Below are 23,630 nucleotides of genomic sequence, written 5' to 3' on the forward strand. Positions count from 1 at the left end.
TTGACGTGAGGAACAGATGCAAATAGTTAAACACAGCGCGACGGCGCTTTTTTTGGCGGTTTTATCTTTTGCCGTCGCCGCGCATCCTCACAGTTTTATCACCCTGAAAACGCAAATCATGGTCAAAGATAACCAGCTGACCGGCCTGAAGATGCGCTGGACGATGGATGAGCTGACCTCCGCCGATTTGCTCTATGACGCCGGAGAGGCGAAGCCGGGGGATGAGATCTGGAAAAAGCTGGCGGCGGAGGTGATGGCCAACGTGCTTGGTCAGCACTATTTTACCGAGTTTTGGCACAACGGGCAGAAGGTGAAATTCCTTAACCGGCCCACCCAGTACGGGATGACCCGCCACGAGCACCAGGCGGTATTGACCTTTGTGTTGCCGCTGGCAGCACCCCAGCCGCTGGCCGGGCAGAAATACACCTTTTCCACGTTCGATCCCTCGTACTACGTCGACATGAGCTACGCCGAAGATGACGATGCCTCGCTGCCTGCCGGGCTGAACGCCACCTGCTCAATTAAGATAGATACCCCGGAGCCCAGCGATGAGACGCTGAACTTTGCCAGCGCGCTGGATAAAGACGATGCCCCGCCGGAAGACATGGATCTCGGCAAGCAGTTTGCCCAGACGGTGACGCTGCAATGTCTGTAAATCGCCCCCGCCGCTGGCTGCATCTGTGGCCGCTGGCGCTGTTTTTAGTGGTCGCGGCGTTGGGCGCCGTCTGGCTCTGGCAGGCGTGGCCGCAGGTGATGCGCCAGAGCATTCTCTGGCAGCGGGACGTGAACCAGCAGATGAGCGGACTACTGAAAGCGGTGGCCGCCAATCCCACTGCTGCGGGCGGTTCACTACTGATGTTCAGCTTCCTGTACGGCGTGCTGCATGCTCTGGGGCCGGGGCATGGCAAAATCGTGATCGCCACCTGGCTTGCTACACATCCATCTAAGCTGAAGTCGAGTATTGGCCTGACGCTGGCCTCTTCATTATTGCAGGGCTGCGTGGCGGTTGGGCTGGTGGTGGTGGTACTCACCCTGCTGCAGCTCCCGGCGCGGGAACTGCACATGAGCAGCTTCTGGCTGGAGAAGGGCAGCTATGCGCTGGTGGGCGTGTTGGGGCTGATCCTCAGCGTAAGGGCGCTGAAAAAACTGCGCGCGCTGCTGCGCAAACCCACATTCAAATCTTTTACCCCACAACATGTTCATGATGAACATTGTGGCTGTGGTCATCAGCATCTGCCTACGCCGGCGCAGCTTGAGCGCGGGGACGACTGGCGCGCGCGGCTGATGATTATTCTGTCGATGGGGATGCGGCCCTGCTCCGGGGCGATCATGGTATTGCTGTTCAGTAAGGTTATCGGGGTGTTTAGCTGGGGCGTGGCTGCGGCACTGGCGATGGCGTCTGGTACGGCGCTTACCATTTCGTCGCTGGCGCTGCTGGTACACAGTTTTCGGCAACTGGCGGTCAGACTCAGCGGCAATAAAACGCCGGTACTGTGGCGACAGGTTGGCTGGACAACGCTTGCACTGGCTGGGGGGATCGTCTTGCTGGTGGCGGCAATCACCCTGTGGATGAGTGCGGTGCCGGTGGGAAGAGGGTTGAGACCGTTTTAACAGGAGCGGTCTGATGCCTTTACCCTAACCCTCTCCCACAGGGAGAGGGAACCGCGCGGTGCGGTTATCGGGAATTAACGCTTCAGCGCTTCACTCAGTTCGTCACGCATGCTGGCCAGCATGGATTTCACCACACGTGGGTTACCGGCAACAATGTTGCCGCTCAGCAGGTAGTTGTGGCCGCCGGTGAAATCACACACCAGTGCGCCAGCTTCTCGGGCAATCAGTTCGCCAGCAGCGAAGTCCCACGGTTTCAGACCAATTTCAAAGTAACCATCCACGCGGCCAGCGGCAACGTAGGCCAGATCCAGCGCAGCAGAACCGGTGCGACGGAAGTCCGCGCATTCGGTGAACAGTTTGCCCAGGATTTTCATGTAAGCAGGAGCGTGCTGTTTGGCTTTGAACGGGAAACCGGTCGCCAGAATGGTGCCGTCGAGGTCACGAGCGTTGGTGCCGCGCAGACGGTAGCCATTCAGCTGTGCGCCCTGACCGCGGGAAGCCGTGAAGAGTTCGTTACGCATTGGATCGTAAACCACCGCCACTTCAGTACGGCCTTTGATGCGTACGGCGATAGAAACAGAGAAGTGTGGCAGACGTTTGACGAAGTTGGTGGTGCCATCCAGTGGATCAATAATCCATTGAACATCCTGATCAACGCCGACATGCTCACCGCTTTCTTCGGTGATGATGGTGTGCTGCGGGTAAGATTTGCGAATGGTTTCGATAATAATCGCTTCTGCGGCTTTATCGACGTTAGTCACAAAGTCATTGCTGCCTTTCTGGCTGGTTTCTACAGAATCGGGTGTTTCGTAGTGTTTGGCAATTACATTACCCGCCTTGCGCGCTGCGCGCACGGCGATGGTCAACATAGGATGTTGCATCGGTTACTCTCACTGGATGTTAAAGAACAGGGAAACGAAAACGGCGCAGAGTATAGCAGTGGGATCGGATTCTGTCTTCCGTTTATGGTAGCATGGCCGAATATTCTTCAAACTCAGAAAAATTATGCTGCAAAATATCCGAATCGTGCTGGTCGAAACCTCGCATACTGGCAACATGGGCTCCGTCGCCCGTGCTATGAAAACCATGGGCTTAACCAATCTCTGGCTGGTTAACCCGCTGGTCAAACCCGACTCTCAGGCCATCGCCCTTGCGGCGGGCGCCAGCGACGTGATCGGCAACGCGCAGATCGTCGATACCCTGGACGAAGCCCTGGCCGGCTGTAGCCTGGTGGTCGGCACCAGCGCGCGCTCGCGTACGCTGCCGTGGCCGATGCTCGATCCGCGTGAATGCGGGCTGAAAAGCGTCGGCGAAGCCGAACATGCCCCCGTCGCACTGGTGTTTGGTCGCGAACGCGTGGGCCTGACCAATGATGAACTGCAGAAATGTCATTATCATGTCGCGATTGCCGCCAATCCGGAGTACAGCTCGCTGAACCTGGCGATGGCCGTGCAGGTTATCGCCTACGAAGTGCGTATGGCGTGGCTGGCAACTCAGGAAAATGCGCCCCACGCCGAGCCGGAAGAGACCCCGTATCCGCTGGTGGACGACCTGGAGCGTTTCTACGGTCATCTGGAGCAGACGCTGCTCAGCACCGGTTTTATCCGCGCCGGTCATCCAGGGCAGGTGATGAACCGACTGCGTCGCCTGTTCACCCGCGCACGCCCGGAAAGCCAGGAGCTGAACATCCTGCGCGGTATTCTGGCGTCGATTGAGCAGAAGAATAAAGAATAATTGCGCAAAACGTAGACCGGGATCGCTGCGCGTTACCCGGTAATAACATTAGCGCACGGAAGGTTAAATACCTGACTAAAACAGTCAAGTAAATAGTTGACCATTTTAGTCGGGAATGTCAGACTTGGCCCTGCTATGCAATACCCCCCACTTTACAATAAAAACCCCGGGCAGGGGCGAGTTTGAGGTTAAGTAAGACATGAGACTGACATCTAAAGGGCGTTATGCCGTGACCGCGATGCTGGACGTTGCGCTCAACTCCGAATCGGGCCCGGTTCCGTTGGCTGATATTTCTGAACGTCAGGGAATTTCCCTCTCTTATCTGGAACAGCTGTTCTCCCGACTGCGTAAAAATGGCCTGGTTTCCAGCGTCCGTGGTCCAGGCGGTGGTTATCTGTTAGGTAAAGATGCGGGCAGTATTGCCGTTGGCGAAGTGATTAGCGCAGTTGACGAATCCGTTGACGCGACCCGTTGCCAGGGTAAAGGTGGCTGTCAGGGCGGCGATAAATGCCTCACCCACGCGTTGTGGCGCGACCTGAGCGACCGTCTGACCGGCTTCCTGAACAACATCACCATTGGTGAACTGGTTAACAACCAGGAAGTGCTGGACGTCTCTGGCCGTCAGCATTCTCACGAGTCCCATCGTAACACCCGCCCGCAGGACGCTATCGACGTTAAACTGCGCGCGTAATAAAACGATAAGAATTTTAGAATCAGGCAGGGGCGTGCATTCGCCCCGATGATCGGGTTGTACATCCGACCCGCCGCCTGGTTCCTTGCATTGAAGCGATGTACGGAGTCTATAGAGCAATGAAATTACCGATCTATCTCGATTACTCCGCAACCACGCCGGTGGACCCGCGTGTTGCCGAGAAAATGATGCAGTGTCTGACCCTGGACGGAAACTTTGGTAACCCGGCTTCCCGTTCTCACCGTTTTGGCTGGCATGCTGAAGAGGCGGTAGATATCGCCCGTAATCAGATTGCTGAGCTGGTTGGCGCTGACCCGCGTGAAATTGTTTTCACCTCCGGTGCGACCGAATCCGATAACCTGGCGATCAAAGGTGCGGCCAATTTCTATCAGAAAAAAGGCAAGCACATCATCACCAGCAAAACCGAACACAAAGCCGTGCTGGACACCTGTCGTCAGCTCGAGCGTGAAGGTTTTGAAATCACCTACCTGGCACCTCAGCGTAACGGCATCATCGACCTCAAAGAGCTCGAAGCCGCGATGCGTGACGACACCATTCTGGTGTCCATCATGCACGTGAACAACGAAATCGGCGTAGTGCAGGATATCGCGACCATCGGCGAACTGTGCCGTGCGCGTGGCATTATTTACCACGTTGATGCGACCCAGAGCGTGGGCAAACTGCCTATCGACCTGAGCCAGCTGAAAGTTGACCTGATGTCCTTCTCCGGCCACAAAATCTATGGCCCGAAAGGTATTGGTGCGCTGTACGTGCGTCGTAAGCCACGTATCCGTATCGAATCCCAGATGCACGGTGGCGGTCACGAGCGCGGTATGCGTTCCGGTACTCTGCCTGTTCACCAGATCGTCGGTATGGGTGAAGCCTACCGTATCGCCAAAGAAGAGATGGAAAGCGAGATGGCGCGTCTGCGCACCCTGCGCAACCGTCTGTGGGAAGGCGTGAAAGATATGGAAGAGGTCTACCTGAACGGCGACCTCGAGCAGGGCGCACCTAACATCCTCAACGTCAGCTTCAACTATGTTGAAGGCGAGTCGCTGATCATGGCGCTGAAAGACCTGGCCGTCTCGTCCGGTTCTGCGTGTACTTCCGCAAGCCTCGAGCCGTCCTACGTTCTGCGTGCCCTGGGCATGACTGACGAACTGGCACACAGCTCTATCCGTTTCTCTTTAGGTCGTTTTACTACCGATGAAGAGATTGACTACACCATCAATCTGGTTCGCAACTCCATTGGCCGTCTGCGTGACCTTTCTCCTCTGTGGGAAATGTTCAAAGAAGGCGTGGATCTGAACAGCATTGAATGGTCACATCACTAATCGGTTTGTAAGGAGAATTCAACATGGCATACAGCGAAAAAGTCATCGATCATTACGAAAATCCACGTAACGTGGGTTCTTTTGACAACAGCGACGTAAGCGTAGGCAGCGGCATGGTTGGCGCACCGGCGTGTGGCGACGTGATGAAGTTGCAGATTAAAGTCAACAATGAAGGTATCATTGAAGACGCCCGCTTCAAGACCTACGGTTGCGGTTCCGCAATCGCTTCCAGCTCCCTGGTCACCGAATGGGTGAAGGGCAAATCCCTGGACGAAGCGCAGGCCATCAAAAATACCGATATTGCTGATGAGCTCGAATTGCCGCCGGTTAAAATTCACTGCTCTATCCTGGCGGAAGATGCGATCAAAGCCGCAATTGCGGATTACAAAAGCAAACGTGACGCAAAATAATTAGTTGAGGTTGTTATGTCGATTACCCTTAGCGACAGCGCTGCCGCGCGAGTAAATGCCTTTATGGCAAACCGTGGCAAAGGATTTGGCCTGCGTCTTGGTGTGCGTACTTCCGGCTGTTCTGGTATGGCCTACGTACTGGAATTTGTTGACGAACCTGCGGCGGAAGATACCGTATTCGAAGACAAAGGCGTGAAGGTCGTGATCGATGGCAAGAGCCTGCAGTTCCTGAACGGCACCGAGCTGGACTTCGTAAAAGAAGGCCTCAACGAAGGGTTTAAATTTACGAACCCGAACGTAAAAGACGAGTGCGGTTGCGGCGAAAGCTTCCAGGTTTAATTGCGTATCACCTGTTAACCCCACCGCAGCCCGCCTGCGTGTGGGGTTTGCTTTAATCAGCTAACCCTGAGATTGTTATGGATTACTTCACCCTCTTTGGGTTACCCGCCGGGTATGAAATTGATATTCAGGCGCTGGCGACCCGTTTCCAGGATCTGCAACGTCAGTATCACCCGGATAAATTCGCCAGCGGTACGCAGGCGGATCAGCTGGCTGCGGTACAGCAGTCTGCGACCATCAATCAGGCGTGGCAAACCCTGCGCAATCCGCTGAGCCGGGCAGAATATCTGCTGTCGCGCCACGGTTTCGATCTCTCAAGCGAGCAGCACACCGTCCGCGATACCGCGTTCCTGATGGAACAGCTGGAACTGCGTGAAGAGCTGGATGAGATTGAACAGGCGAAGGACGACGTGCGTCTGGAAGGTTTTATCCAGCGTGTAAAAGGGATGTTCGATTCCCGCCATCAGCAGATGGTGACCCAATTGAATAACGAGACGTGGGACGTCGCTGCGGACACTGTGCGCAAGCTGCGTTTTCTCGATAAACTGCGAAGCAGTGCTGAACAACTCGAAGAAAAGCTGCTCGATTTTTAATTTCGGAAGCAATTATGGCCTTATTACAAATTAGTGAGCCTGGCTTAAGTGCCGCACCGCACCAGCGTCGTCTGGCGGTGGGCATCGACTTAGGCACCACCAACTCGCTGGTCGCGACCGTGCGTAGCGGGCAGGCTGAAACGCTGGCCGACGCCGACGGTCAGCACCTGCTGCCGTCCGTGGTCCACTATCAGCCGCAGGGCCACAGCGTGGGTTATCACGCCCGCGCCAATGCCGCGCAGGATCCGGTCAACACCATCAGCTCGGTAAAACGGATGATGGGCCGCTCGCTGGCGGACATCCAGAACCGTTATCCACATCTGCCGTATCAGCTGCAGGCAAGCGAAAACGGCCTGCCGATGATCGCCACCGCTGCCGGGCTGTTAAACCCGATTCGCATCTCTGCCGATATCCTGAAAGCGCTGGCGGCTCGTGCCACCTCGACGCTGGAAGGCGAACTCGACGGCGTGGTGATCACCGTTCCGGCCTATTTCGATGATGCACAGCGTCAGGGCACCAAAGACGCGGCGCGTCTGGCGGGCCTGCACGTGCTGCGCCTGCTGAACGAACCCACTGCTGCCGCCATTGCCTATGGGCTGGACTCCGGCAAAGAAGGGGTGATCGCGGTCTTCGACCTCGGCGGCGGCACCTTTGATATTTCGATCCTGCGCTTAAGCCGTGGGGTGTTTGAAGTGCTGGCGACCGGCGGTGATTCCGCCCTCGGCGGCGACGATTTTGACCATCTGCTGGCAGATTATATCTGCGAACAGGCCGGGATCAGCGGCAGCCGCGATGCACGCCTGCAGCGCGAGCTGCTGGATGCAGCCGTGGCCGCCAAAATCGCCCTCAGCGATGCGCAGTCCGTCAGCGTGACGGTTGCGGGTTGGCAGGGCGACATCACCCGTGCACAGTTTAATGACCTGATTGCCCCCCTGGTTAAACGCACCCTGCTGGCCTGCCGCCGCGCATTGAAAGATGCGGGCGTCGAGGCACAAGAGGTGCTGGAAGTGGTGATGGTTGGCGGTTCAACCCGCGTTCCGCTGGTGCGTGAACGGGTGGGCGACTTCTTTGGTCGCACGCCGCTGACCGCTATCGATCCGGATAAAGTAGTCGCCATTGGCGCCGCTATCCAGGCGGATATTCTGGTCGGCAACAAGCCGGACAGCGACATGCTGCTGCTCGATGTCATCCCGCTCTCGCTGGGGCTGGAAACCATGGGCGGGCTGGTCGAGAAGGTGATCCCGCGTAACACCACCATTCCGGTGGCGCGCGCGCAGGAGTTCACCACCTTCAAAGACGGTCAGACGGCGATGTCTATCCACGTGCTGCAGGGCGAGCGGGAACTGGTGCAGGACTGCCGTTCGCTGGCGCGTTTTGCGCTGCGCGGGATCCCGGCGCTGCCTGCGGGCGGGGCGCATATTCGCGTCACCTTCCAGGTGGATGCGGACGGTTTGCTGAGCGTCACGGCAATGGAAAAATCAACCGGTGTCGAATCTTCCATCCAGGTCAAACCGTCCTACGGTCTGACCGATGGCGAAATCGCCACCATGCTCCAGGATTCAATGAGCTACGCCGCGCAGGACGTGAAGGCGCGTATGCTGGCTGAACAGAAAGTCGAAGCGGCTCGCGTGCTGGAAAGTCTGCATAGCGCGCTCGCTGCCGATGCCGCGCTGTTAAGCGCCGCTGAACGTCAGGCCATTGACGACGCCATCGCGCAACTGCGCGCGGTAGCGGACGGCGATGACGCTGACGCCATAGAACAAGCGATTAAAAACGTTGATAAACAAACCCAGGAGTTTGCCGCTCGCCGTATGGACCAGTCGGTTCGCACTGCGCTGAAAGGCCACTCCGTGGACGAGGTTTAATATGCCAAAGATTGTTTTTCTGCCACATGCGGACCTCTGTCCGGATGGCGCAGTTCTGGAAGCTGAGACCGGCGAAACCATCCTTAACGTTGCCCTGCGTAACGGTATCGAAGTGGAACACGCCTGTGAAAAATCCTGTGCCTGCACAACCTGCCACTGCATCGTCCGCGAAGGGTTCGACTCTTTAGTGGAGAGCACGGAAGATGAAGACGACATGCTGGATAAAGCATGGGGTCTGGAGCCGGAAAGTCGTCTGAGCTGTCAGGCACTCGTCACCGATGAAGATCTGGTGATCGAACTTCCGCGTTACACCCTCAACCACGCACGCGAGCATTGATATGGGACTGAAGTGGACAGACAGCCGTGAAATCGGCGAGGCGCTGTACGACGCCAATCCGGATCTCGATCCGAAAACCGTACGGTTCACCGATATGCATCAGTGGATTTGCGATCTGGAAGAGTTTGATGATGATCCCAACGCCTCCAATGAAAAAGTTCTGGAGGCGATTCTGCTAGTCTGGTTAGATGAAGCAGAATAGATAATGTAACGGGCTGCCTTCGGCGGCCCGTTTGCTTGTTGCTAATAAGGATAAATAAAATGACCGAAGCGATGAAGATTACGCTCTCTACTCAGCCTGCGGATGCGCGCTGGGGTGAAAAAGCCACCTACAGCATTAATAACGACGGCATAACCCTGCACCTGAACGGCAGCGACGATATCGGTTTGATTCAGCGTGCGGCGCGTAAAATCGACGGTTTAGGCATTAAGCACGTCACGCTTGCCGGAGAAGGCTGGAACACCGACACCAGTTGGGCGTTCTGGGCAGGTTACAAAGGCCCGAAAGGCACGCGCAAAGTTGAGTGGGCCGATTTGGACGCAGACGCGAAGAAAGAGCTGGAAAGCCGTCTGAAAATTATCGACTGGGTGCGCGACACCATTAACGCTCCGGCAGAAGAGTTAGGCCCGGAGCAGCTGGCCCAGCGTGCGGTGGATCTGCTGAATGGCGTGGGCGGTGAGAAAGTCTCTTACCGCATCACTAAAGGCGAAGATCTGCGTGAACAGAACTATATGGGTCTGCATACCGTGGGTCGCGGTTCCGAGCGTCCGCCGGTTCTGCTGGCGCTGGATTACAACCCAACCGGCGACAAGCAGGCTCCGGTTTACGCCTGCCTGGTCGGGAAGGGCATCACCTTCGATACCGGCGGCTACAGCCTGAAGCAGAGCGCCTTTATGGATTCGATGAAATCTGACATGGGCGGCGCGGCCACCATTACCGGCGCGCTGGCGTTTGCTATTACCCGCGGCCTGAACAAGCGCGTGAAGCTGTACCTGTGCTGTGCGGACAACATGGTCAGCGGCAACGCCTTCAAGCTGGGCGACATCATTCGCTACCGCAACGGTAAAAACGTTGAAGTGATGAATACCGACGCCGAAGGCCGTCTGGTGCTGGCCGATGGCCTGATCGACGCTTCTGCGCAGAAGCCAGAGCTGATTATCGACATGGCAACCCTGACCGGCGCCGCGAAAACTGCGCTGGGCAACGACTATCATGCGCTGTTCAGCTTCGACGACAAACTGGCCGCTAAACTGATGGCCAGCGCGGCAGCAGAAAACGAGCCGTTCTGGCGTCTGCCGCTGGCCGAGTTCCACCGCAGCCAGCTGCCGTCTAACTTTGCCGAACTGAACAATACCGCTCCCGCCACCTATCCGGCAGGGGCCAGCACGGCTGCCGGCTTCCTGTCGCATTTCGTTGAGAACTACCGCGAAGGCTGGCTGCATATCGACTGTTCCGCAACCTACCGCAAGTCTGCCGTTGAACAGTGGTCAGCTGGCGCAACCGGTCTGGGCGTGCGCACCATTGCCAATCTGTTGACGGCTGAGTAACTGTATCCCCTTACCCCAGAGGGTGTTTGAGTTCCCTCTCCCCTTTGGGGAGAGGGTTAGGGTGAGGGGTAAAATGCAACATCTGGAATTGTTATGTCAGAAACCAAAAACGAATTAGAAACCCTGCTGGAGAAAGCGGCGACCGAGCCCGCCCATCGTCCGGCATTTTTCCGCACCCTGCTGGAGTCCAGCGTCTGGGTGCCAGGCACCGCCGCCGAGGGCGAGCAGGTTGTGGATGACAGCGCACTGGATCTGCTGCACTGGGAAAAAGATGACGGTACCTCGGTGATCCCGTTCTTCTCCTCGCTGGAGGCCCTGCAGGAAGCCGTTGAAGATGAACAGGCCTTCGTGGTGATGCCGGTGCGCACGCTGTTTGAAATGACGCTGGGCGAGACTCTGTTTCTGAATGCGAAGCTGCCGACCGGCAAGGAGTTCACCCCGCGTGAAATCAGCCATTTGATCGGTGAAGAGGGCAATCCCCTTAGTACCCAGGAGGTGCTGGAGGGCGGGGCGTCACTGCTGCTGTCGGAAGTGGCCGAACCCCCGGCGCAGATGATCGACTCCCTGACTCAGCTTTTCAAAACCATCAAGCCCGTGAAGCGCGCGTTTCTGTGCTCGATCAAAGAGCAGGCTGACGAACAGCCGGTGCTGCTGATTGGCATCGAGGCGGATGGCGAGATCGACGAGATTATTCAGGCGGCGGGCAGCGTGGCAACCGACACCCTGCCGGGCGATGAGCCGATTGATATCTGCCGGGTGATTAAAGGCGAGAAGGGCGTCAGCCACTTTCTTACTGAGCACATCGCGCCGTTCTATGAACGTCGCTGGGGTGGCTTCCTGCGCGATTTCAAAAACAACCGCATTATCTGATGCTGACGGGGTGACTCTTCACCCCGTCGCTTCCAGCAGCAGTAAATCCATCAGCAACACCAGGTTCGACTCAAACGATGTCACCCCGGCGGCTTCGGCAGCGAAATGCACCGCTTCGTCGTACAGGGCAAAATGCAGATCCGCCATCCCCGCCAGCGTATTGGCCGAGGCGCGGGTAAACGCCACTACCGTCATCCCCACGTTCTTCGCGATGCGCGCCTTATCCAGCACCTGTTCCGTTTCGCCGCTGCGCGAGACCGCAATAAACACCTGATAGCGCGAAGCGTTACTGAGAAAAATATTGCGGCTGTCGCCGGGACCAGAGATAAACGCCGTCTTGCCCAGCACCTGCAATTTCTTCGTCAGATACTCAGCGAACAGATAGGAAAAGCCCGCCCCATAGAGAAAAAAGTGCTCTTTTTCACGCAGCAGATCGGCAAAGCGGCGGCGTTTTTCCGCCGTCGCCCACTGCAGGGTTTGCTGATAGTTGGCGATAAACTGGTTGAACAGTGCCGGTAACTCGGCGGACGGGCTGGCTTCGGCGGCAATGTGCGGCGTATCGCTCAGCAGCTGCTTACAGTGCCAGGTGAACTCGCTAAAGCCGCTGAACCCCAGCTTACGGCACAGGCGCATGATAGTGGCGGTGGAGACAAACGTGGCCTGCGCCAGCTCCCGCACCGTGATGTTGCCCACCAGCAGCGGATGCTCGGTCAGATGCGCCAGCACGCGATACTCCGCGCGGGTCAGGGACTCCCCGCGCGTTAGCAAGGTCGCCAGACGGTTATCCATTAACGCGCCGGTTCAATCGGCAGATCGTCGCGTGCGCCCCATTCACTCCATGCTCCGTCGTACAGCGTCACGTCGGTTTTGCCGAGCGTCGCCAGCGCCAGAATCACCACGCAGGCGGTTACGCCAGAGCCGCAGCTGGCAATGGTCGGCTGGTGCAGATCCACGCCCTGACGGTCGAAAATCTCGCGCAGTTCGTCGGCGGTTTTCAGCTCGCCGTCAAACACCAGATCCCCCCAGGGGACGTTACGCGCACCGGGAATATGGCCACGCTTCAGACCTGGGCGCGGCTCGTCGGCCTCGGCGTTAAAGCGCGGGGCAGGGCGGGCGTCGATAATTTGCGCGGTCTTTTCATGGCTGGCCAGCAGCACGTCGGTCAGGCGTTTGATCGCGCTGGCGTCGATGCCTGGGTCAAAATCCCCTTCCGGTAGGTCAACATTCCCCTGCTGGAGCGGCAGGTCGGCGCGCTGCCAGCCTGCCAGCCCGCCCGCCAAAATCGACACGTTTTCGACGCCGAAGGTTTTCAGCATCCACCACGCGCGCGGAGCGGAGAACAGATTGCCCTCATCGTAGACAACCAGATGTTTATCGCGGCTGATACCCAGCTCGCGCATTGCCACGGCAAACGACTCCGGGCGCGGCATCATGTGCGGCAGGGACGAGGTGTGATCGGAGAGGGCTTCGATATCAAAAAAAACCGCCCCCGGCAGATGCCCGGCGCGGTATTCAGCGGGTACGTCACGATGCTCCTGGCCTGGCGGCGCCATGCGCGCGTCAAGGAGTTGCACTTCAGGATCGTTAGCGTGCTCAATCAGCCAGTCGGCTGCGACAAAAAATGAGGTGGACATGGTTGCCTCCAGCAATGAAAACATTAATGGATTGTCGATGTTTTTTCTGACATCGACAAGCGAACCACGTCCAGGTCGCGAGCCTGCTTCTAATTTTTCGCTATTTCCCCCTCCTGCCAGGCTTTTTGCAGGGCGGGCCAGTAGTCGCGGTTGGCCTCAATCATCTCATCAAGAATAGCTTTGGCGTGTTCCATGGTCGGCACGGTGCGGTTGAGGGTGAAGGCCTGCAACGCTTTCTCGTAGCTGCCCTCAACGGTGGCTTCCACCAGCAGCTGTTCCGAAGCCAGCTGCTGCTGCAGCAGGGTCTGATGGAACAGCGGCACCTGACCGATACGCACCGGCTCCGGGCCAGCGCTTGTGATATACGCCGGGACTTCGACCATCGCGTCATACGGCAAATTGGTAATTGCCCCGCGGTTTTCGACCATTACCAGATGGCGCTGGCGCAGGTTGAAAGCCAGCGAGCGGGCCACGTCGACGATAAACTCTCCGTGGACGCCCACGTGGAACGCATCTGACAGAATTCCGGTCTTTTTATACTCTTCCGCTGCCGCGAACAGCTTCTTCTCACGGCCGTTCATCACTTCATTGGCGCGGGTGTAGTCCGGATTTTGATGCTCCACAATCTGGTTCGGCATCAGGTAGTACTGCAGATACGGGTTCGGCAAGTACTCCGGGAAGTTATCCATGATGGGCTTGATGTTGCGCCAGGTCTTCACCCACGACGGATCCGAGTGCTGCGGATCGGTTTTGGCCGCATCTTCCGTCAGCAGGCCAAATTTGGCGATATGGCGACGCAGCTCCGGCAGGCGATCCACGCCGTCCACCAGCACGCGGGTAAACCAGCCGAAGTGGTTCAGGCCGAAGTAATCCACCTCCAGCTTGTGGCGATCCACCCCGAGAATGGCTCCCATATTACGCATCGCCGCCACCGGCATATCGCAAATGTTCAGCACCCGGGCGTCAGGACGCAGGCGGCGCACGCCTTCTGCAACGATCGCGGCCGGGTTGGAGTAGTTAACAATCCACGCTTTCTCGTGCGCATAGCGGTCGACCATATCGATAAGCTCGACCATCGGCAGAATGGTGCGCAAGCCGTACGCCAGCCCGCCGGGGCCACAGGTTTCCTGACCGACCACGCCATGGCGCAGGGGGATCTTTTCATCCTGCTCGCGCATTTTGTACTGACCGACGCGCATCTGGGCGAAGACGAAATGGGCTCCGCTGAATGCGACTTCCGGGTCACCGGTGACGGTAAATTTGATGCTCTGGCTGTGATCGCGAATGACCTTTTCGACCACCGGCGCGATGGTGTTCTGCCGCGCTTCATCGATGTCGTAGAGGCGAATTTCTGCCAGCGGGAACTTGTCCAGCTGCACCATCAGGCTTTTCACAATGCCCGGCGTATAGGTGCTGCCGCCACCGGCGATAGAGAGAATAAAGGGGGGTGTAAACATGTTTGTCTCCTTCAGAGAATCGTCTCAACGGCTTCTCGCATTTTTTTGACGTGCAGCCCGTAGACCACCTGAACGTTGTTACCTTGCTTGATAATGCCTTTCGCGCCCGTCGCTTTGAGCCGTGGCTCGTCGACGATCGCGACATCTTTGACCGTGACGCGCAGACGGGTGTAGCAGTTATCCACCACCTCAATGTTGTCGCGTCCGCCGAGACCGATAACGATCGCCTCGCCTAATCCGTCATTGCTGCCTTTCGCCTGGTACTCCTGCTTGCTGTACAGACGCGTCTCCTGGTCATCCTCCTCGCGGCCCGGCGTTTTCATCCGGAAATGGAGGATCAGGAAGCGGAAGATGACGAAGTAGAGCGCTGACATGATCAGCCCGACCACGATGTACATCGGCCAGTTGGACTTTTCCGTGCCCAGCGGCAGGTTATAAAGAATGAAATCGATAATGCCGTTAGCGCCAATGGCGTGTACGCCCAGCAGGGAGAACAACATCATGCCAATCCCGGTCAACACCGCATGCACCACAAACAGCAGCGGGGCGACGAACAGGAACGAGAACTCAATCGGCTCGGTGACGCCCACCAGCAGCGAGGTCAGCGCCGCTGGGATCAGAATCGCTTTGGCGGCGGCTTTACGCTCCGGTTTGGCGGTGACATACATCGCCAGTGCCGCTGCCGGCAGGCCAAACATTTTGCTGATGCCGCGCGCATCCCAGACCACGGTGCTGCTGAGCTGCTTCACGTCCGGGCAGGCCATCTCGGCAAAGTAGATATTGCGCGCGCCCTGGTAGGTTGCGCCGCAGACGTCCTGGGTACCGCCCAGTTCGGTATACAGGAACGGGGTATAGACCAGATGATGCAGACCGGTCGGCACCAGAATGCGCTCAAGGAAGCCGTAAATCGCCACCCCAAACGGCCCGGAGCCTTTAATGGCGAGGGCCATGGCGCTGATACCGTGCTGAGCAAACGGCCACAGCTCGCTCATTATCACGCCCAGCAGCATCGACACCGGCAGCATAATGATGGCGACAAAGCAGTGGCCCGAGTAGATCGCCATTGCCCCGTTAAACTGCACGCTGGAGTATTTGTTATACAGGTAGCCTGACAGCGCCCCGGTGAGGATCCCGGCGAACACGCCCATCTCCAGCACCTGCACGCCCAGCACCATGCTTTGCCCGGCGGCCTTCATCTGGTCTGCCGGGGCAAGCGCCCCCTGCAGCTGCAGGGTGACGTTCATGGCGTTGATAAACACCACAAAGGTCACCAGGCCAATCAGCGCGGCGTAACCTTTGTCACGCGTGGCAAGGCCAATGGGGATCCCCACGGCAAACACCAGCGCGAGGTTGACCAGCACAGAGACGGCAGATTTTGAAATCAGCAGCCCGATGCTCTGTATTACCGGATGACCGAGAAACGGCAGATAACCGGCAAGGTTGCCGTTACCCAGCACGTTACCAAAGGCGATGAACAGACCGACAATCGGTAGAATCAGTACCGGTCCGTACAGGGATTTTCCAAAATTTTGTAGGGCGTTCACGGCTCGTTTCATGACGTTCTCTCTTAGTGAACCGCGCACTCAGGGTGCGTCTCAGCATTAAAATTAGCAGGTCAAGCGGCGCATTATCCAGCTATCTTATTGTTTTAAAAACAAATGACGTTAAAGGTAACATGTAACGTTCCAGGCTGTGATCCGGGTAACAGGGCCTGTCGCGCGTGACGCAGATGTTTGCGAGGTGCTTTCCAGAGTCTCACATTGGACTTTTGTTCTTTTGTATTAATGAACGTTGCGGATAATAATTACCCCGACGATGACCAACAGGCCCGTGAGGCCAGGGATACAGGATGAAACCGTTTCGCCTTGCCGCGCTTTCTTTAGCGCTGTTTACCACAATGGCACTTGTCGGCTGTGACAACAGCGACGACAAACCCCAATCAAAGGCGCCCGCTGCGGCTGCCGAACCCGCTGCCAAAAAGCCTGAAGCGACAAAACCGGACGACGCGACGCTGGCGAAACTGGCAGCGCTTAGCCAGGGCAAAGCGCTGACCCTGCTGGATGCCTCGGAAATCCAGCTCGACGGCGCCGCCGCGTTGGTGCTGACCTTCTCCGTGCCGCTCGATCCTGCACAGGATTTTGCGCACAGGGTGCATGTGGTAGACAAAAAAAGCGGCAAGGTCGATGGTGCATGGGAGCTGGCGCCAAACCTGAAAGAGCTGCGCCTGCGGCATCTGGAGCCGAACCGTAACCTGGTGGTGACCGTTGAGCGCGGCCTGCAGGGGCTGAACAAAAATACCTTTGGCATCGACTACGAAAAAACCATCACCACCCGCGACATCGAACCGAGCGTCGGCTTTGCCAGCCGCGGCTCGCTGCTGCCGGGCAAGGTGGTCGAAGGGCTGCCGGTGATGGCGCTCAACGTCAATAACGTCGATGTGAATTTCTACCGCGTTAAACCCGAGTCGCTGGCGGCGTTCGTCAGCCAGTGGGAGTACCGCAGTTCCCTTACCAACTGGGAATCCGACAATCTGCTGAAGCTTGCGGATCTGGTGTATACCGGACGTTTCGATCTTAACCCGGCGCGCAATACTCGCGAAAAACTGCTCCTGCCGTTGCGGGATATCAAGCCGCTGCAGCAGGCGGGGGTTTATATCGCGGTGATGAATCAGGCCGGGCATTACAACTACAGCAATGCCGCCACGCTGTTTACCCTCAGCGATATTGGTCTGTCTGCGCACCGCTACCATAACCGGCTGGATGTCTTTACCCAGAGCCTGGAAAACGGCGCGGCGCAGTCGGCCATCGAAGTGCTGCTGCTCAACGATAAAGGGCAGACCCTGGCGCAGGCCACCAGCGACGCAGACGGTCACGCCACGCTGCAGACCGACAAAGAAGCGGCGCTACTGCTGGCCCGCAAGGACGGGCAGACCACGCTGCTGGACCTTACCCTGCCGGCGCTGGATCTGGCGGAGTTTGCTATTAGCGGTGCGCCAGGCTTCAGCAAGCAGTTCTTTATGTTTGGCCCGCGCGATCTCTATCGCCCGGGCGAAACGGTGATCCTCAACGGACTGCTGCGCGACAGCGACGGCAAACCGCTGGCGGATCAGCCGGTCAAGCTGGAGGTGCTGCGCCCGGACGGGCAGGTGGCGCGTACGGTGGTCAGCCAGCCGGACAACGGCCTCTATCGCTTCAACTATCAGCTTGAGAGCGGAGCGCAAACGGGCATGTGGCACGTTCGCGCCAGCACCGGCGATAACCAGCAGCGGCTGTGGGATTTCCATGTCGAAGACTTTATGCCGGAGCGCATGGCGCTCAATCTTGCCGCGCAAAAAGCACCCATTGCGCCTGCGGATAACGTCGCTTTCGACGTGACCGGCTACTACCTGTACGGCGCGCCCGCTAACGGCAACAGTCTGCAGGGGCAGCTGTTCCTGCGCCCGCTGCGCGAGGCCGTGGCCGCGCTGCCAGGCTTCCAGTTCGGTGACATCGCCGAGGAGAATCTGAGCCGCAGCCTGGATGAAGTGCAGCTGACGCTCAACGAAGAGGGACGCGGGCAAATCACGACCGAAAGCCTGTGGAAAGAGGTCCACTCCCCGCTGCTGGTGATTTTGCAGGCCAGCCTGCTCGAGTCGGGCGGACGTCCTATTACCCGCCGGGTGGAGCAGGCCGTATGGCCAGCAGCTACGCTGCCGGGTATCCGGGCGCAGTTCGCCAGCAAATCGGTGTATGACTACCGCACCGATACCACCGTTAACCAGCCGATTGTTGAAGAGAACAGTCAGGCGGGGTTCGATATCGTCTATGCCGATGCGAAAGGGGCGAAAAAAGCGGTGTCGGATCTGCAGGTGCGCCTGATCCGCGAGCGCCGCGACTACGCGTGGAACTGGTCAGAGAGCGAAGGCTGGCAGTCGCAGTTTGATCAAAAAGATCTGGTCGAAGGTGAGCAGATCCTGAATCTGGCCGCGGACGAGACCGGCAAAGTGAGCTTCCCGGTTGAGTGGGGCTCTTATCGTCTGGAGGTCAAAGCCCCGAACGAGACGGTCAGCAGCCTGCGCTTCTGGGCCGGTTATAGCTGGCAGGATAACAGCGACGGCACGGGCGCCGCCCGCCCGGATCGCGTCACGATGAAGCTGGATAAGCCGACCTATCAGCCGGGGGACACCATCAAGCTGCACATTGCCGCCCCGGCGGCAGGGAAAGGCTATGCGATGATCGAATCCAGCGAAGGACCGCTGTGGTGGAAAGAGATCGACGTCCCGGCAGAAGGGCTGGAGATGACTATCCCGGTGGATAAAGCCTGGAAGCGTCACGACCTTTACCTCTCCACGCTGGTGGTACGCCCGGGAGACAAATCCAAATCGGCAACGCCAAAACGCGCGGTGGGCTTACTGCACCTGCCGATGGGGGATGAAAACCGCCGTCTGAACCTGGCGCTGGAAAACCCGCCAAAAATGCGACCTAACCAGACGCTGACCGTCAAAGTGAAAGCCAGCGTGAAAGAGGGCGCTGCACCGCAAAAAGTGAATGTGCTGGTGTCGGCGGTGGACAGCGGGGTGTTGAACATTACTGACTATGTGACGCCCGATCCGTGGCAGGCGTTCTTCGGCCAGAAGCGCTACGGCGCGGATATCTACGATATTTACGGCCAGGTGATTGAAGGCCAGGGCCGACTGGCGTCGCTGCGCTTTGGCGGCGATGGCGATGAACTTAAACGCGGCGGCAAGCCGCCGGTGAATCATGTCACCATTATCGCGCAACAGGCGCAGCCGGTGACGCTGGATGCCAACGGCGAAGGCACCGTCTCGTTACCGATTGGTGACTTCAACGGCGAGCTGCGCCTGATGGCACAGGCCTGGACAGAGGACGATTTTGGCAGCAGTGAAAGCAAAATTATTGTCGCCGCGCCGGTCATCACCGAGCTGAATACCCCGCGCTTCCTGGCAAGCGGTGATAACGCCAGGCTGACGCTGGATCTGACCAACCTTACCGACCAGCCGCAAACCCTGAATGTGGCCCTGACTGCCGGGGGTAATCTGGCACTGGAGGGGGCGCAGCCGCAGCCGGTGAAGCTGGCGGCGGGCGAGCGCAGTACGCTGTTTATTCCGGTGCGTGCACTGGACGGCTACGGCGAGGGTGAAATTGCCGCCCAGGTCAGCGGCCTCACGCTGCCGGGGGAAACCTTTGCACCGCTGCAGAAGAGCTGGAAAATTGGCGTGCGTCCGGCGTTCCCGGCACAGACCGTGAACACCGGCACGATGCTCAATCCGGGCGAAAGCTGGCATGCGCCCGTGCAGCACAGCGCTGATTTCTCACCGGCGACGCTGCAGGGGCAGCTGCTGCTCAGCGGCAAGCCGCCGCTCAACCTGGCCCGCTATATTCGTGAACTGCAGGCCTACCCGTATGGCTGCCTGGAGCAAACCGCCAGCGGACTGTTCCCGTCGCTCTATACCAACGCCGCGCAGCTGGCTGCCCTTGGCATTAAAGGCGACAGCGACGACAAGCGCCGGGCGGCGGTGGAGATCGGCATCTCCCGCCTGCTGCAGATGCAGCGCAGCGACGGTGGATTTGCCCTGTGGGATAAAAACGGTCCGGAAGAGTACTGGCTGACCGCCTACGTTACCGATTTCCTGGTACGTGCGGGGGAGCAAGGTTACAGCGTGCCTGCTGAAGCCATTAACAATGCGAATACCCGCCTGCTGCGCTACCTGCAGGATCCTGGCATGATTTCCGTTCGTTACAGCGAAGAGACGCAGGCCAGCAAGTTTGCCGTGCAGGCGTATGCCGCGCTGGTGCTGGCGCGTCAGCAAAAAGCACCTCTGGGTGCGCTGCGCGAGATCTGGGAGCGACACGGCCAGGCCAAATCCGGCCTGCCGGTGATGCAGCTGGGGCTGGCACTGAAGCTAATGGGCGATGCGCCGCGCAGCCAGCAGGCGCTGGATCTGGCGATCAAAACTCCGCGCAGCGAGTCGCAAGGGTGGATGGCCGATTACGGCAGCCCGCTTCGCGACAACGCGATGATGCTCAGCCTGCTGGAAGAGAACAAGCTGCTGCCGGATGCGCAAAACACGCTGCTGAACACTCTGTCGCAACAGGCATTCAGCCAGCGCTGGCTATCAACCCAGGAGAGCAATGCCCTGTTCCTCGCGGGCCGTTCCCTGCAGACCCTTTCCGGGGCGTGGCAGGCGACGACCAGCCTCGCGGACGGTGGGCTGCGCGGTGACAAACCGCAGGTGCAAAACCTGAATGCCGACCAGTTGGCCGCCCTGGAGGTGACCAATACCGGCTCCGCGCCGCTGTGGGTGCGCCTCGACAGCAGCGGATACCCACAATCCGCGCCGCAGCCCGCCTCCAGTGTGCTGAAAATCGACCGCCAGTTCCTCGCAACCGACGGCAGCAGCAGGTCGCTCTCCTCGCTGAAGAGCGGCGAGCTGGTGCTGGTCTGGCTGGAGGTGTCGGCCAGCCAGAACGTACCGGATGCGCTGGTGGTGGATCTGCTGCCTGCCGGGCTAGAGCTGGAAAACCAGAACCTCGCCAGCAGCAGCGCCAGCCTGCAGGAGAGCGGGGCTGAAGTGCAGAACCTGCTCAACCAGATGCAGCAGGCGGATATCCAGCATATGGAGTTCCGCGACGATCGCTTTGTGGCCGCCGTGCCGGTCAACGAAGGCCAGCCGGTGACGCTGGTGTATCTGGCGCGCGCCGTTACGCCGGGAACCTATAGAGTCCCGGTGCCGATGGTGGAATCGATGTACGTTCCGCAGTGGCGGGCAACAGGTGCGGCCAGCGGCCCGTTGATTGTCGTGCCGTAACGTGTGGGGTTTACGTCTGATGCGCGCCCGCTGGCTGTGGCTGGTGGGCGCGCTGCTTATGCTAGGGGGAATGGTGGTCGCGGCCGATCGCCTGTGGCCGCTGCCGTTGCAGGAGGTCAATCCCGCTCGGGTGGTGGTGGATGAAAACGGTACCCCGCTATGGCGATTTGCCGACCGGGAGGGCATCTGGCGCTATCCGGTCACCATCGAAGAGGTCTCTCCTCGCTATCTTGAGGCGTTGATTCAGTACGAGGATCGCTGGTTCTGGCAACATCCCGGGGTGAACCCGTTCTCTGTGCTGCGCGCGGCCTGGCAGGATCTGCGCGCCGGTAAGGTGATTTCTGGCGGCAGTACCCTCACCATGCAGGTGGCTCGCCTGTTGGATCCCCATCCCCGCACGCTTGGCGGCAAAGTGCGTCAGCTCTGGCGGGCGGCACAGCTGGAATGGCATCTGTCCAAACGCGAGATCCTCACCCTCTATCTCAACCGTGCCCCGTTTGGCGGTACTTTACAGGGGGTAGGGGCGGCAAGCTGGGTCTATTTGGGCAAAGCGCCCGCGCAGCTAAGTTACTCCGAAGCCGCGCTGCTGGCCGTCCTGCCGCAGGCCCCGAGTCGCCTGCGACCGGATCGCTGGGCGCAGCGTGCAGAAGCGGCGCGTAATAAAGTTCTCGACAGGATGGCCTCCCAGGGCGTCTGGGAAGCAAGCCAGGTCCGCGAGTCACGGGAAGAGCCGGTCTGGCTGGCACCCCGGCAAATGCCGCAGCTGGCACCGCTGTTTTCGCGCATGATGCTGGGGAAAAGCCGGGACAGCAAAGTGGTTACTACCCTGGATGCCACCCTGCAGCGTCAGCTCGAGGAGCTGGCCCTCAACTGGAAGTCACGTTTAGCCCCGCGCAGCTCGCTGGCGATGATCGTCGTGGATCACACCAACATGAAAGTGCGCGGCTGGGTCGGATCCGTCGACATTCATGACGACACCCGGTTCAGCCATGTGGATATGGTCGCCGCGATCCGATCCCCGGGATCGGTGCTGAAGCCGTTTATCTATGGCCTGGCGATGGATGACGGGCTGATCCACCCGGCATCGCTGCTGCAGGATGTGCCCCGGCGGACGGGCGATTACCGTCCCGGCAACTTCGACAGCGGTTTTCACGGGCCAGTTGGCATGAGCGAAGCGCTGGTGCGCTCGCTGAACCTGCCTGCCGTTCAGGTGCTGGAGGCCTACGGGCCGAAAAAATTTGCCGGTATGCTGCGTAACGCTGGCCTCCCGCTGCTGCTTCCGCCGGGTGCCCAGCCAAATCTCTCTCTGATTTTGGGCGGCGCCGGGGCACGTCTGGAGGATATCGCTGCCGCCTATAGCGCCTTCGCCCGTCACGGCAGGGCGGGCAAGCTGCGCCTGCAGCCCGATGACCCGCTGCTTGAACGCCCGTTGCTGTCGCCGGGCGCGGCGTGGATTATTCGTCGTATTCTGGCGAATGAGGCGCAACCGCTGCCGGACAGCGCACTGACCCAGGTGGTACCGTTGGCGATCAAAACCGGTACCAGCTATGGCTATCGTGATGCCTGGGCGATAGGACTGAATGCGCGCTACGTGATTGGCATCTGGACCGGCAGGCCTGACGGCACTCCGGTGGCCGGGCAGTTTGGCTTTGCCAGCGCCGTGCCGCTGCTCAATCAGGTGAACAACCTGCTGCAGTCGCGCTCGGCGGTGGACGAGGCGCGTCTGCCTCGCGACCCGCGCCCGCCATCCGTGGGGCGCGGCGTGATTTGCTGGCCGGGCGGGCAATCGCTGCCGGAAGGGGATACCAACTGCCGCAGGCGGCTCGCGACCTGGCTGCTGGACGGCAGCCAGCCGCCGACCTTACTGCTGCCGGAGCAGGAGGGCATTCGCGGCATTCGCTTTCCCGTCTGGTTGGATAACGCCGGTCAACGTGTCGCCCCCGACTGCCCGGCGGCGAAAGAGACCACCGTCGAGGTCTGGCCGCTGCCGCTGGAGCCGTGGCTGCCGCAGGCGGAAAGGCGGGCGGTACGGATCCCGCCCGCGTCCCAGATCTGCCCGCCGCTGAGTCAGGCTTTCCCGGCGCCGCTGATTCTCTCGGGGATTCGGGAAGGGGCGGTTATCAGGCGTCTGCCGGGTGAATCGCAGGTCTCCTTACCCCTGATCGCCAGCGGCAGCGACGGCGTGCGCTGGTGGTTTCTCAATGGCGAACCGCTGAACGGGCAGGGACGGGCGTTTACGCTGCGGCTCGACAGGGCAGGTGAGTATCAACTGCTGGTTATGGATGAGGCGGGACAGGTGGCAACGGTGAGCTTTTTGCTGCAATAACCCGTTGGAATAAGAGAAAACACGATTCAGCGCCGATCTGTTGTTAATAATCGTCTTATTTTAAAAAAATGTT

Annotated in this window: 20 protein-coding genes; 15 read left to right on the top strand and 5 right to left on the bottom strand. The window is 59.0% G+C overall.

The features are described from left to right. The first annotated feature begins 16 nt into the window (after positions 1-16). Together M8014_RS02570 and M8014_RS02575 are read left to right on the top strand one after the other, a co-directional pair. Positions 17-655 (top strand): DUF1007 family protein, encoded by a 639-nt coding sequence (locus tag M8014_RS02570; protein WP_271280990.1) that lies wholly within the window; start codon positions 17-19, stop codon positions 653-655. Further along, positions 646-1,611: a nickel/cobalt transporter gene (locus M8014_RS02575; protein WP_271280991.1), complete on the top strand. Its 966-nt coding sequence runs from the start codon at positions 646-648 to the stop codon at positions 1,609-1,611. The genes M8014_RS02570 and M8014_RS02575 overlap by 10 nt, the downstream gene beginning before the upstream one ends. A gap of 74 nt (positions 1,612-1,685) precedes the next feature. Here M8014_RS02575 and suhB read toward each other — a convergent pair whose 3' ends face one another. Beyond that, positions 1,686-2,492, bottom strand: coding sequence for an inositol-1-monophosphatase (gene suhB / locus M8014_RS02580; RefSeq protein ID WP_271280992.1), 807 nt, complete (start codon positions 2,490-2,492; stop codon positions 1,686-1,688). Between the two features lie 124 nt (positions 2,493-2,616). On the opposite strand from suhB, the gene trmJ reads away from it, so the two are divergent. The 11 genes from trmJ to sseB all read left to right on the top strand — a co-directional run bounded on the left by trmJ (position 2,617) and on the right by sseB (position 11,332). Next, on the top strand, positions 2,617-3,345 hold the full coding sequence (gene trmJ, locus M8014_RS02585; protein WP_271280993.1) for a tRNA (cytosine(32)/uridine(32)-2'-O)-methyltransferase TrmJ: 729 nt from the start codon (positions 2,617-2,619) through the stop codon (positions 3,343-3,345). A gap of 199 nt (positions 3,346-3,544) precedes the next feature. Continuing rightward, on the top strand, positions 3,545-4,036 hold the full coding sequence (gene iscR / locus M8014_RS02590; protein ID WP_271280994.1) for a Fe-S cluster assembly transcriptional regulator IscR: 492 nt from the start codon (positions 3,545-3,547) through the stop codon (positions 4,034-4,036). A 119-nt stretch (positions 4,037-4,155) separates the two neighbouring features. Then, positions 4,156-5,370 (top strand): IscS subfamily cysteine desulfurase, encoded by a 1,215-nt coding sequence (locus tag M8014_RS02595; protein WP_271280995.1) that lies wholly within the window; start codon positions 4,156-4,158, stop codon positions 5,368-5,370. A gap of 23 nt (positions 5,371-5,393) precedes the next feature. Next, on the top strand, positions 5,394-5,780 hold the full coding sequence (gene iscU, locus M8014_RS02600; protein ID WP_271280996.1) for a Fe-S cluster assembly scaffold IscU: 387 nt from the start codon (positions 5,394-5,396) through the stop codon (positions 5,778-5,780). 15 nt (positions 5,781-5,795) lie between these two features. Further along, entirely contained in the window at positions 5,796-6,119 is a 324-nt protein-coding gene (gene iscA / locus M8014_RS02605; protein ID WP_271269039.1) for an iron-sulfur cluster assembly protein IscA, read from the top strand. A 77-nt stretch (positions 6,120-6,196) separates the two neighbouring features. Continuing rightward, the gene (gene hscB / locus M8014_RS02610) at positions 6,197-6,712 is read left to right on the top strand and encodes a co-chaperone HscB (RefSeq protein ID WP_271280997.1); all 516 of its coding nucleotides are present in this window, start codon (positions 6,197-6,199) and stop codon (positions 6,710-6,712) included. A gap of 14 nt (positions 6,713-6,726) precedes the next feature. Beyond that, positions 6,727-8,577 (top strand): Fe-S protein assembly chaperone HscA, encoded by a 1,851-nt coding sequence (hscA, locus tag M8014_RS02615; RefSeq protein WP_271280998.1) that lies wholly within the window; start codon positions 6,727-6,729, stop codon positions 8,575-8,577. A gap of 1 nt (position 8,578) precedes the next feature. After that, complete coding sequence (gene fdx / locus M8014_RS02620) at positions 8,579-8,914, top strand: ISC system 2Fe-2S type ferredoxin (protein ID WP_271269036.1); 336 nt, start codon at positions 8,579-8,581, stop codon at positions 8,912-8,914. Position 8,915: 1 nt separating this feature from the next. Beyond that, entirely contained in the window at positions 8,916-9,116 is a 201-nt protein-coding gene (iscX, locus tag M8014_RS02625; RefSeq protein WP_106994595.1) for a Fe-S cluster assembly protein IscX, read from the top strand. Positions 9,117-9,175: 59 nt separating this feature from the next. Then, the gene (gene pepB, locus M8014_RS02630; protein ID WP_271280999.1) at positions 9,176-10,462 is read left to right on the top strand and encodes an aminopeptidase PepB; all 1,287 of its coding nucleotides are present in this window, start codon (positions 9,176-9,178) and stop codon (positions 10,460-10,462) included. 93 nt (positions 10,463-10,555) lie between these two features. Continuing rightward, positions 10,556-11,332 carry an enhanced serine sensitivity protein SseB gene (gene sseB / locus M8014_RS02635; RefSeq protein WP_271281000.1) on the top strand — a complete coding sequence of 259 codons (777 nt, stop codon included), beginning with the start codon at positions 10,556-10,558 and terminating at the stop codon, positions 11,330-11,332. A gap of 18 nt (positions 11,333-11,350) precedes the next feature. Here sseB and M8014_RS02640 read toward each other — a convergent pair whose 3' ends face one another. The 4 genes from M8014_RS02640 to M8014_RS02655 all read right to left on the bottom strand — a co-directional run bounded on the left by M8014_RS02640 (position 11,351) and on the right by M8014_RS02655 (position 15,979). Continuing rightward, positions 11,351-12,121: a MurR/RpiR family transcriptional regulator gene (locus tag M8014_RS02640; protein ID WP_271281001.1), complete on the bottom strand. Its 771-nt coding sequence runs from the start codon at positions 12,119-12,121 to the stop codon at positions 11,351-11,353. Further along, positions 12,121-12,966, bottom strand: coding sequence for a 3-mercaptopyruvate sulfurtransferase (gene sseA / locus M8014_RS02645; RefSeq protein ID WP_271281002.1), 846 nt, complete (start codon positions 12,964-12,966; stop codon positions 12,121-12,123). Before sseA ends, M8014_RS02640 begins: the two co-directional genes overlap by 1 nt. 89 nt (positions 12,967-13,055) lie before the next feature. Beyond that, on the bottom strand, positions 13,056-14,423 hold the full coding sequence (locus M8014_RS02650; protein WP_271281003.1) for a 6-phospho-alpha-glucosidase: 1,368 nt from the start codon (positions 14,421-14,423) through the stop codon (positions 13,056-13,058). A gap of 11 nt (positions 14,424-14,434) precedes the next feature. Then, entirely contained in the window at positions 14,435-15,979 is a 1,545-nt protein-coding gene (locus M8014_RS02655) for a PTS transporter subunit EIIC (protein WP_271281004.1), read from the bottom strand. Positions 15,980-16,272: 293 nt separating this feature from the next. On the opposite strand from M8014_RS02655, the gene M8014_RS02660 reads away from it, so the two are divergent. Then, a complete protein-coding gene (locus M8014_RS02660; protein WP_271281005.1) occupies positions 16,273-21,231 on the top strand; it encodes an alpha-2-macroglobulin family protein in 4,959 nt (1,652 codons plus the stop codon). Between the two features lie 19 nt (positions 21,232-21,250). Beyond that, positions 21,251-23,557, top strand: coding sequence for a peptidoglycan glycosyltransferase PbpC (gene pbpC, locus M8014_RS02665; RefSeq protein WP_272501325.1), 2,307 nt, complete (start codon positions 21,251-21,253; stop codon positions 23,555-23,557). The last annotated feature ends 73 nt before the right edge of the window (positions 23,558-23,630 follow it).

It is taken from the genome of Silvania hatchlandensis (assembly GCF_025564065.1).
GTDB lineage: Bacteria > Pseudomonadota > Gammaproteobacteria > Enterobacterales > Enterobacteriaceae > Enterobacter > Enterobacter hatchlandensis.

Excerpts from the sequence above, each read along its gene's own strand:
- M8014_RS02570 (WP_271280990.1), top strand. The coding sequence starts at position 17 with ATGCAAATAGTTAAACACAGCGCGACGGCGCTTTTTTTGGCGGTTTTA.
- M8014_RS02575 (WP_271280991.1), top strand. The coding sequence starts at position 646 with ATGTCTGTAAATCGCCCCCGCCGCTGGCTGCATCTGTGGCCGCTGGCG.
- suhB (WP_271280992.1), bottom strand. The coding sequence starts at position 2,492 with ATGCAACATCCTATGTTGACCATCGCCGTGCGCGCAGCGCGCAAGGCG.
- trmJ (WP_271280993.1), top strand. The coding sequence starts at position 2,617 with ATGCTGCAAAATATCCGAATCGTGCTGGTCGAAACCTCGCATACTGGC.
- iscR (WP_271280994.1), top strand. The coding sequence starts at position 3,545 with ATGAGACTGACATCTAAAGGGCGTTATGCCGTGACCGCGATGCTGGAC.
- M8014_RS02595 (WP_271280995.1), top strand. The coding sequence starts at position 4,156 with ATGAAATTACCGATCTATCTCGATTACTCCGCAACCACGCCGGTGGAC.
- iscU (WP_271280996.1), top strand. The coding sequence starts at position 5,394 with ATGGCATACAGCGAAAAAGTCATCGATCATTACGAAAATCCACGTAAC.
- iscA (WP_271269039.1), top strand. The coding sequence starts at position 5,796 with ATGTCGATTACCCTTAGCGACAGCGCTGCCGCGCGAGTAAATGCCTTT.
- hscB (WP_271280997.1), top strand. The coding sequence starts at position 6,197 with ATGGATTACTTCACCCTCTTTGGGTTACCCGCCGGGTATGAAATTGAT.
- hscA (WP_271280998.1), top strand. The coding sequence starts at position 6,727 with ATGGCCTTATTACAAATTAGTGAGCCTGGCTTAAGTGCCGCACCGCAC.
- fdx (WP_271269036.1), top strand. The coding sequence starts at position 8,579 with ATGCCAAAGATTGTTTTTCTGCCACATGCGGACCTCTGTCCGGATGGC.
- iscX (WP_106994595.1), top strand. The coding sequence starts at position 8,916 with ATGGGACTGAAGTGGACAGACAGCCGTGAAATCGGCGAGGCGCTGTAC.
- pepB (WP_271280999.1), top strand. The coding sequence starts at position 9,176 with ATGACCGAAGCGATGAAGATTACGCTCTCTACTCAGCCTGCGGATGCG.
- sseB (WP_271281000.1), top strand. The coding sequence starts at position 10,556 with ATGTCAGAAACCAAAAACGAATTAGAAACCCTGCTGGAGAAAGCGGCG.
- M8014_RS02640 (WP_271281001.1), bottom strand. The coding sequence starts at position 12,121 with ATGGATAACCGTCTGGCGACCTTGCTAACGCGCGGGGAGTCCCTGACC.
- sseA (WP_271281002.1), bottom strand. The coding sequence starts at position 12,966 with ATGTCCACCTCATTTTTTGTCGCAGCCGACTGGCTGATTGAGCACGCT.
- M8014_RS02650 (WP_271281003.1), bottom strand. The coding sequence starts at position 14,423 with ATGTTTACACCCCCCTTTATTCTCTCTATCGCCGGTGGCGGCAGCACC.
- M8014_RS02655 (WP_271281004.1), bottom strand. The coding sequence starts at position 15,979 with ATGAAACGAGCCGTGAACGCCCTACAAAATTTTGGAAAATCCCTGTAC.
- M8014_RS02660 (WP_271281005.1), top strand. The coding sequence starts at position 16,273 with ATGAAACCGTTTCGCCTTGCCGCGCTTTCTTTAGCGCTGTTTACCACA.
- pbpC (WP_272501325.1), top strand. The coding sequence starts at position 21,251 with ATGCGCGCCCGCTGGCTGTGGCTGGTGGGCGCGCTGCTTATGCTAGGG.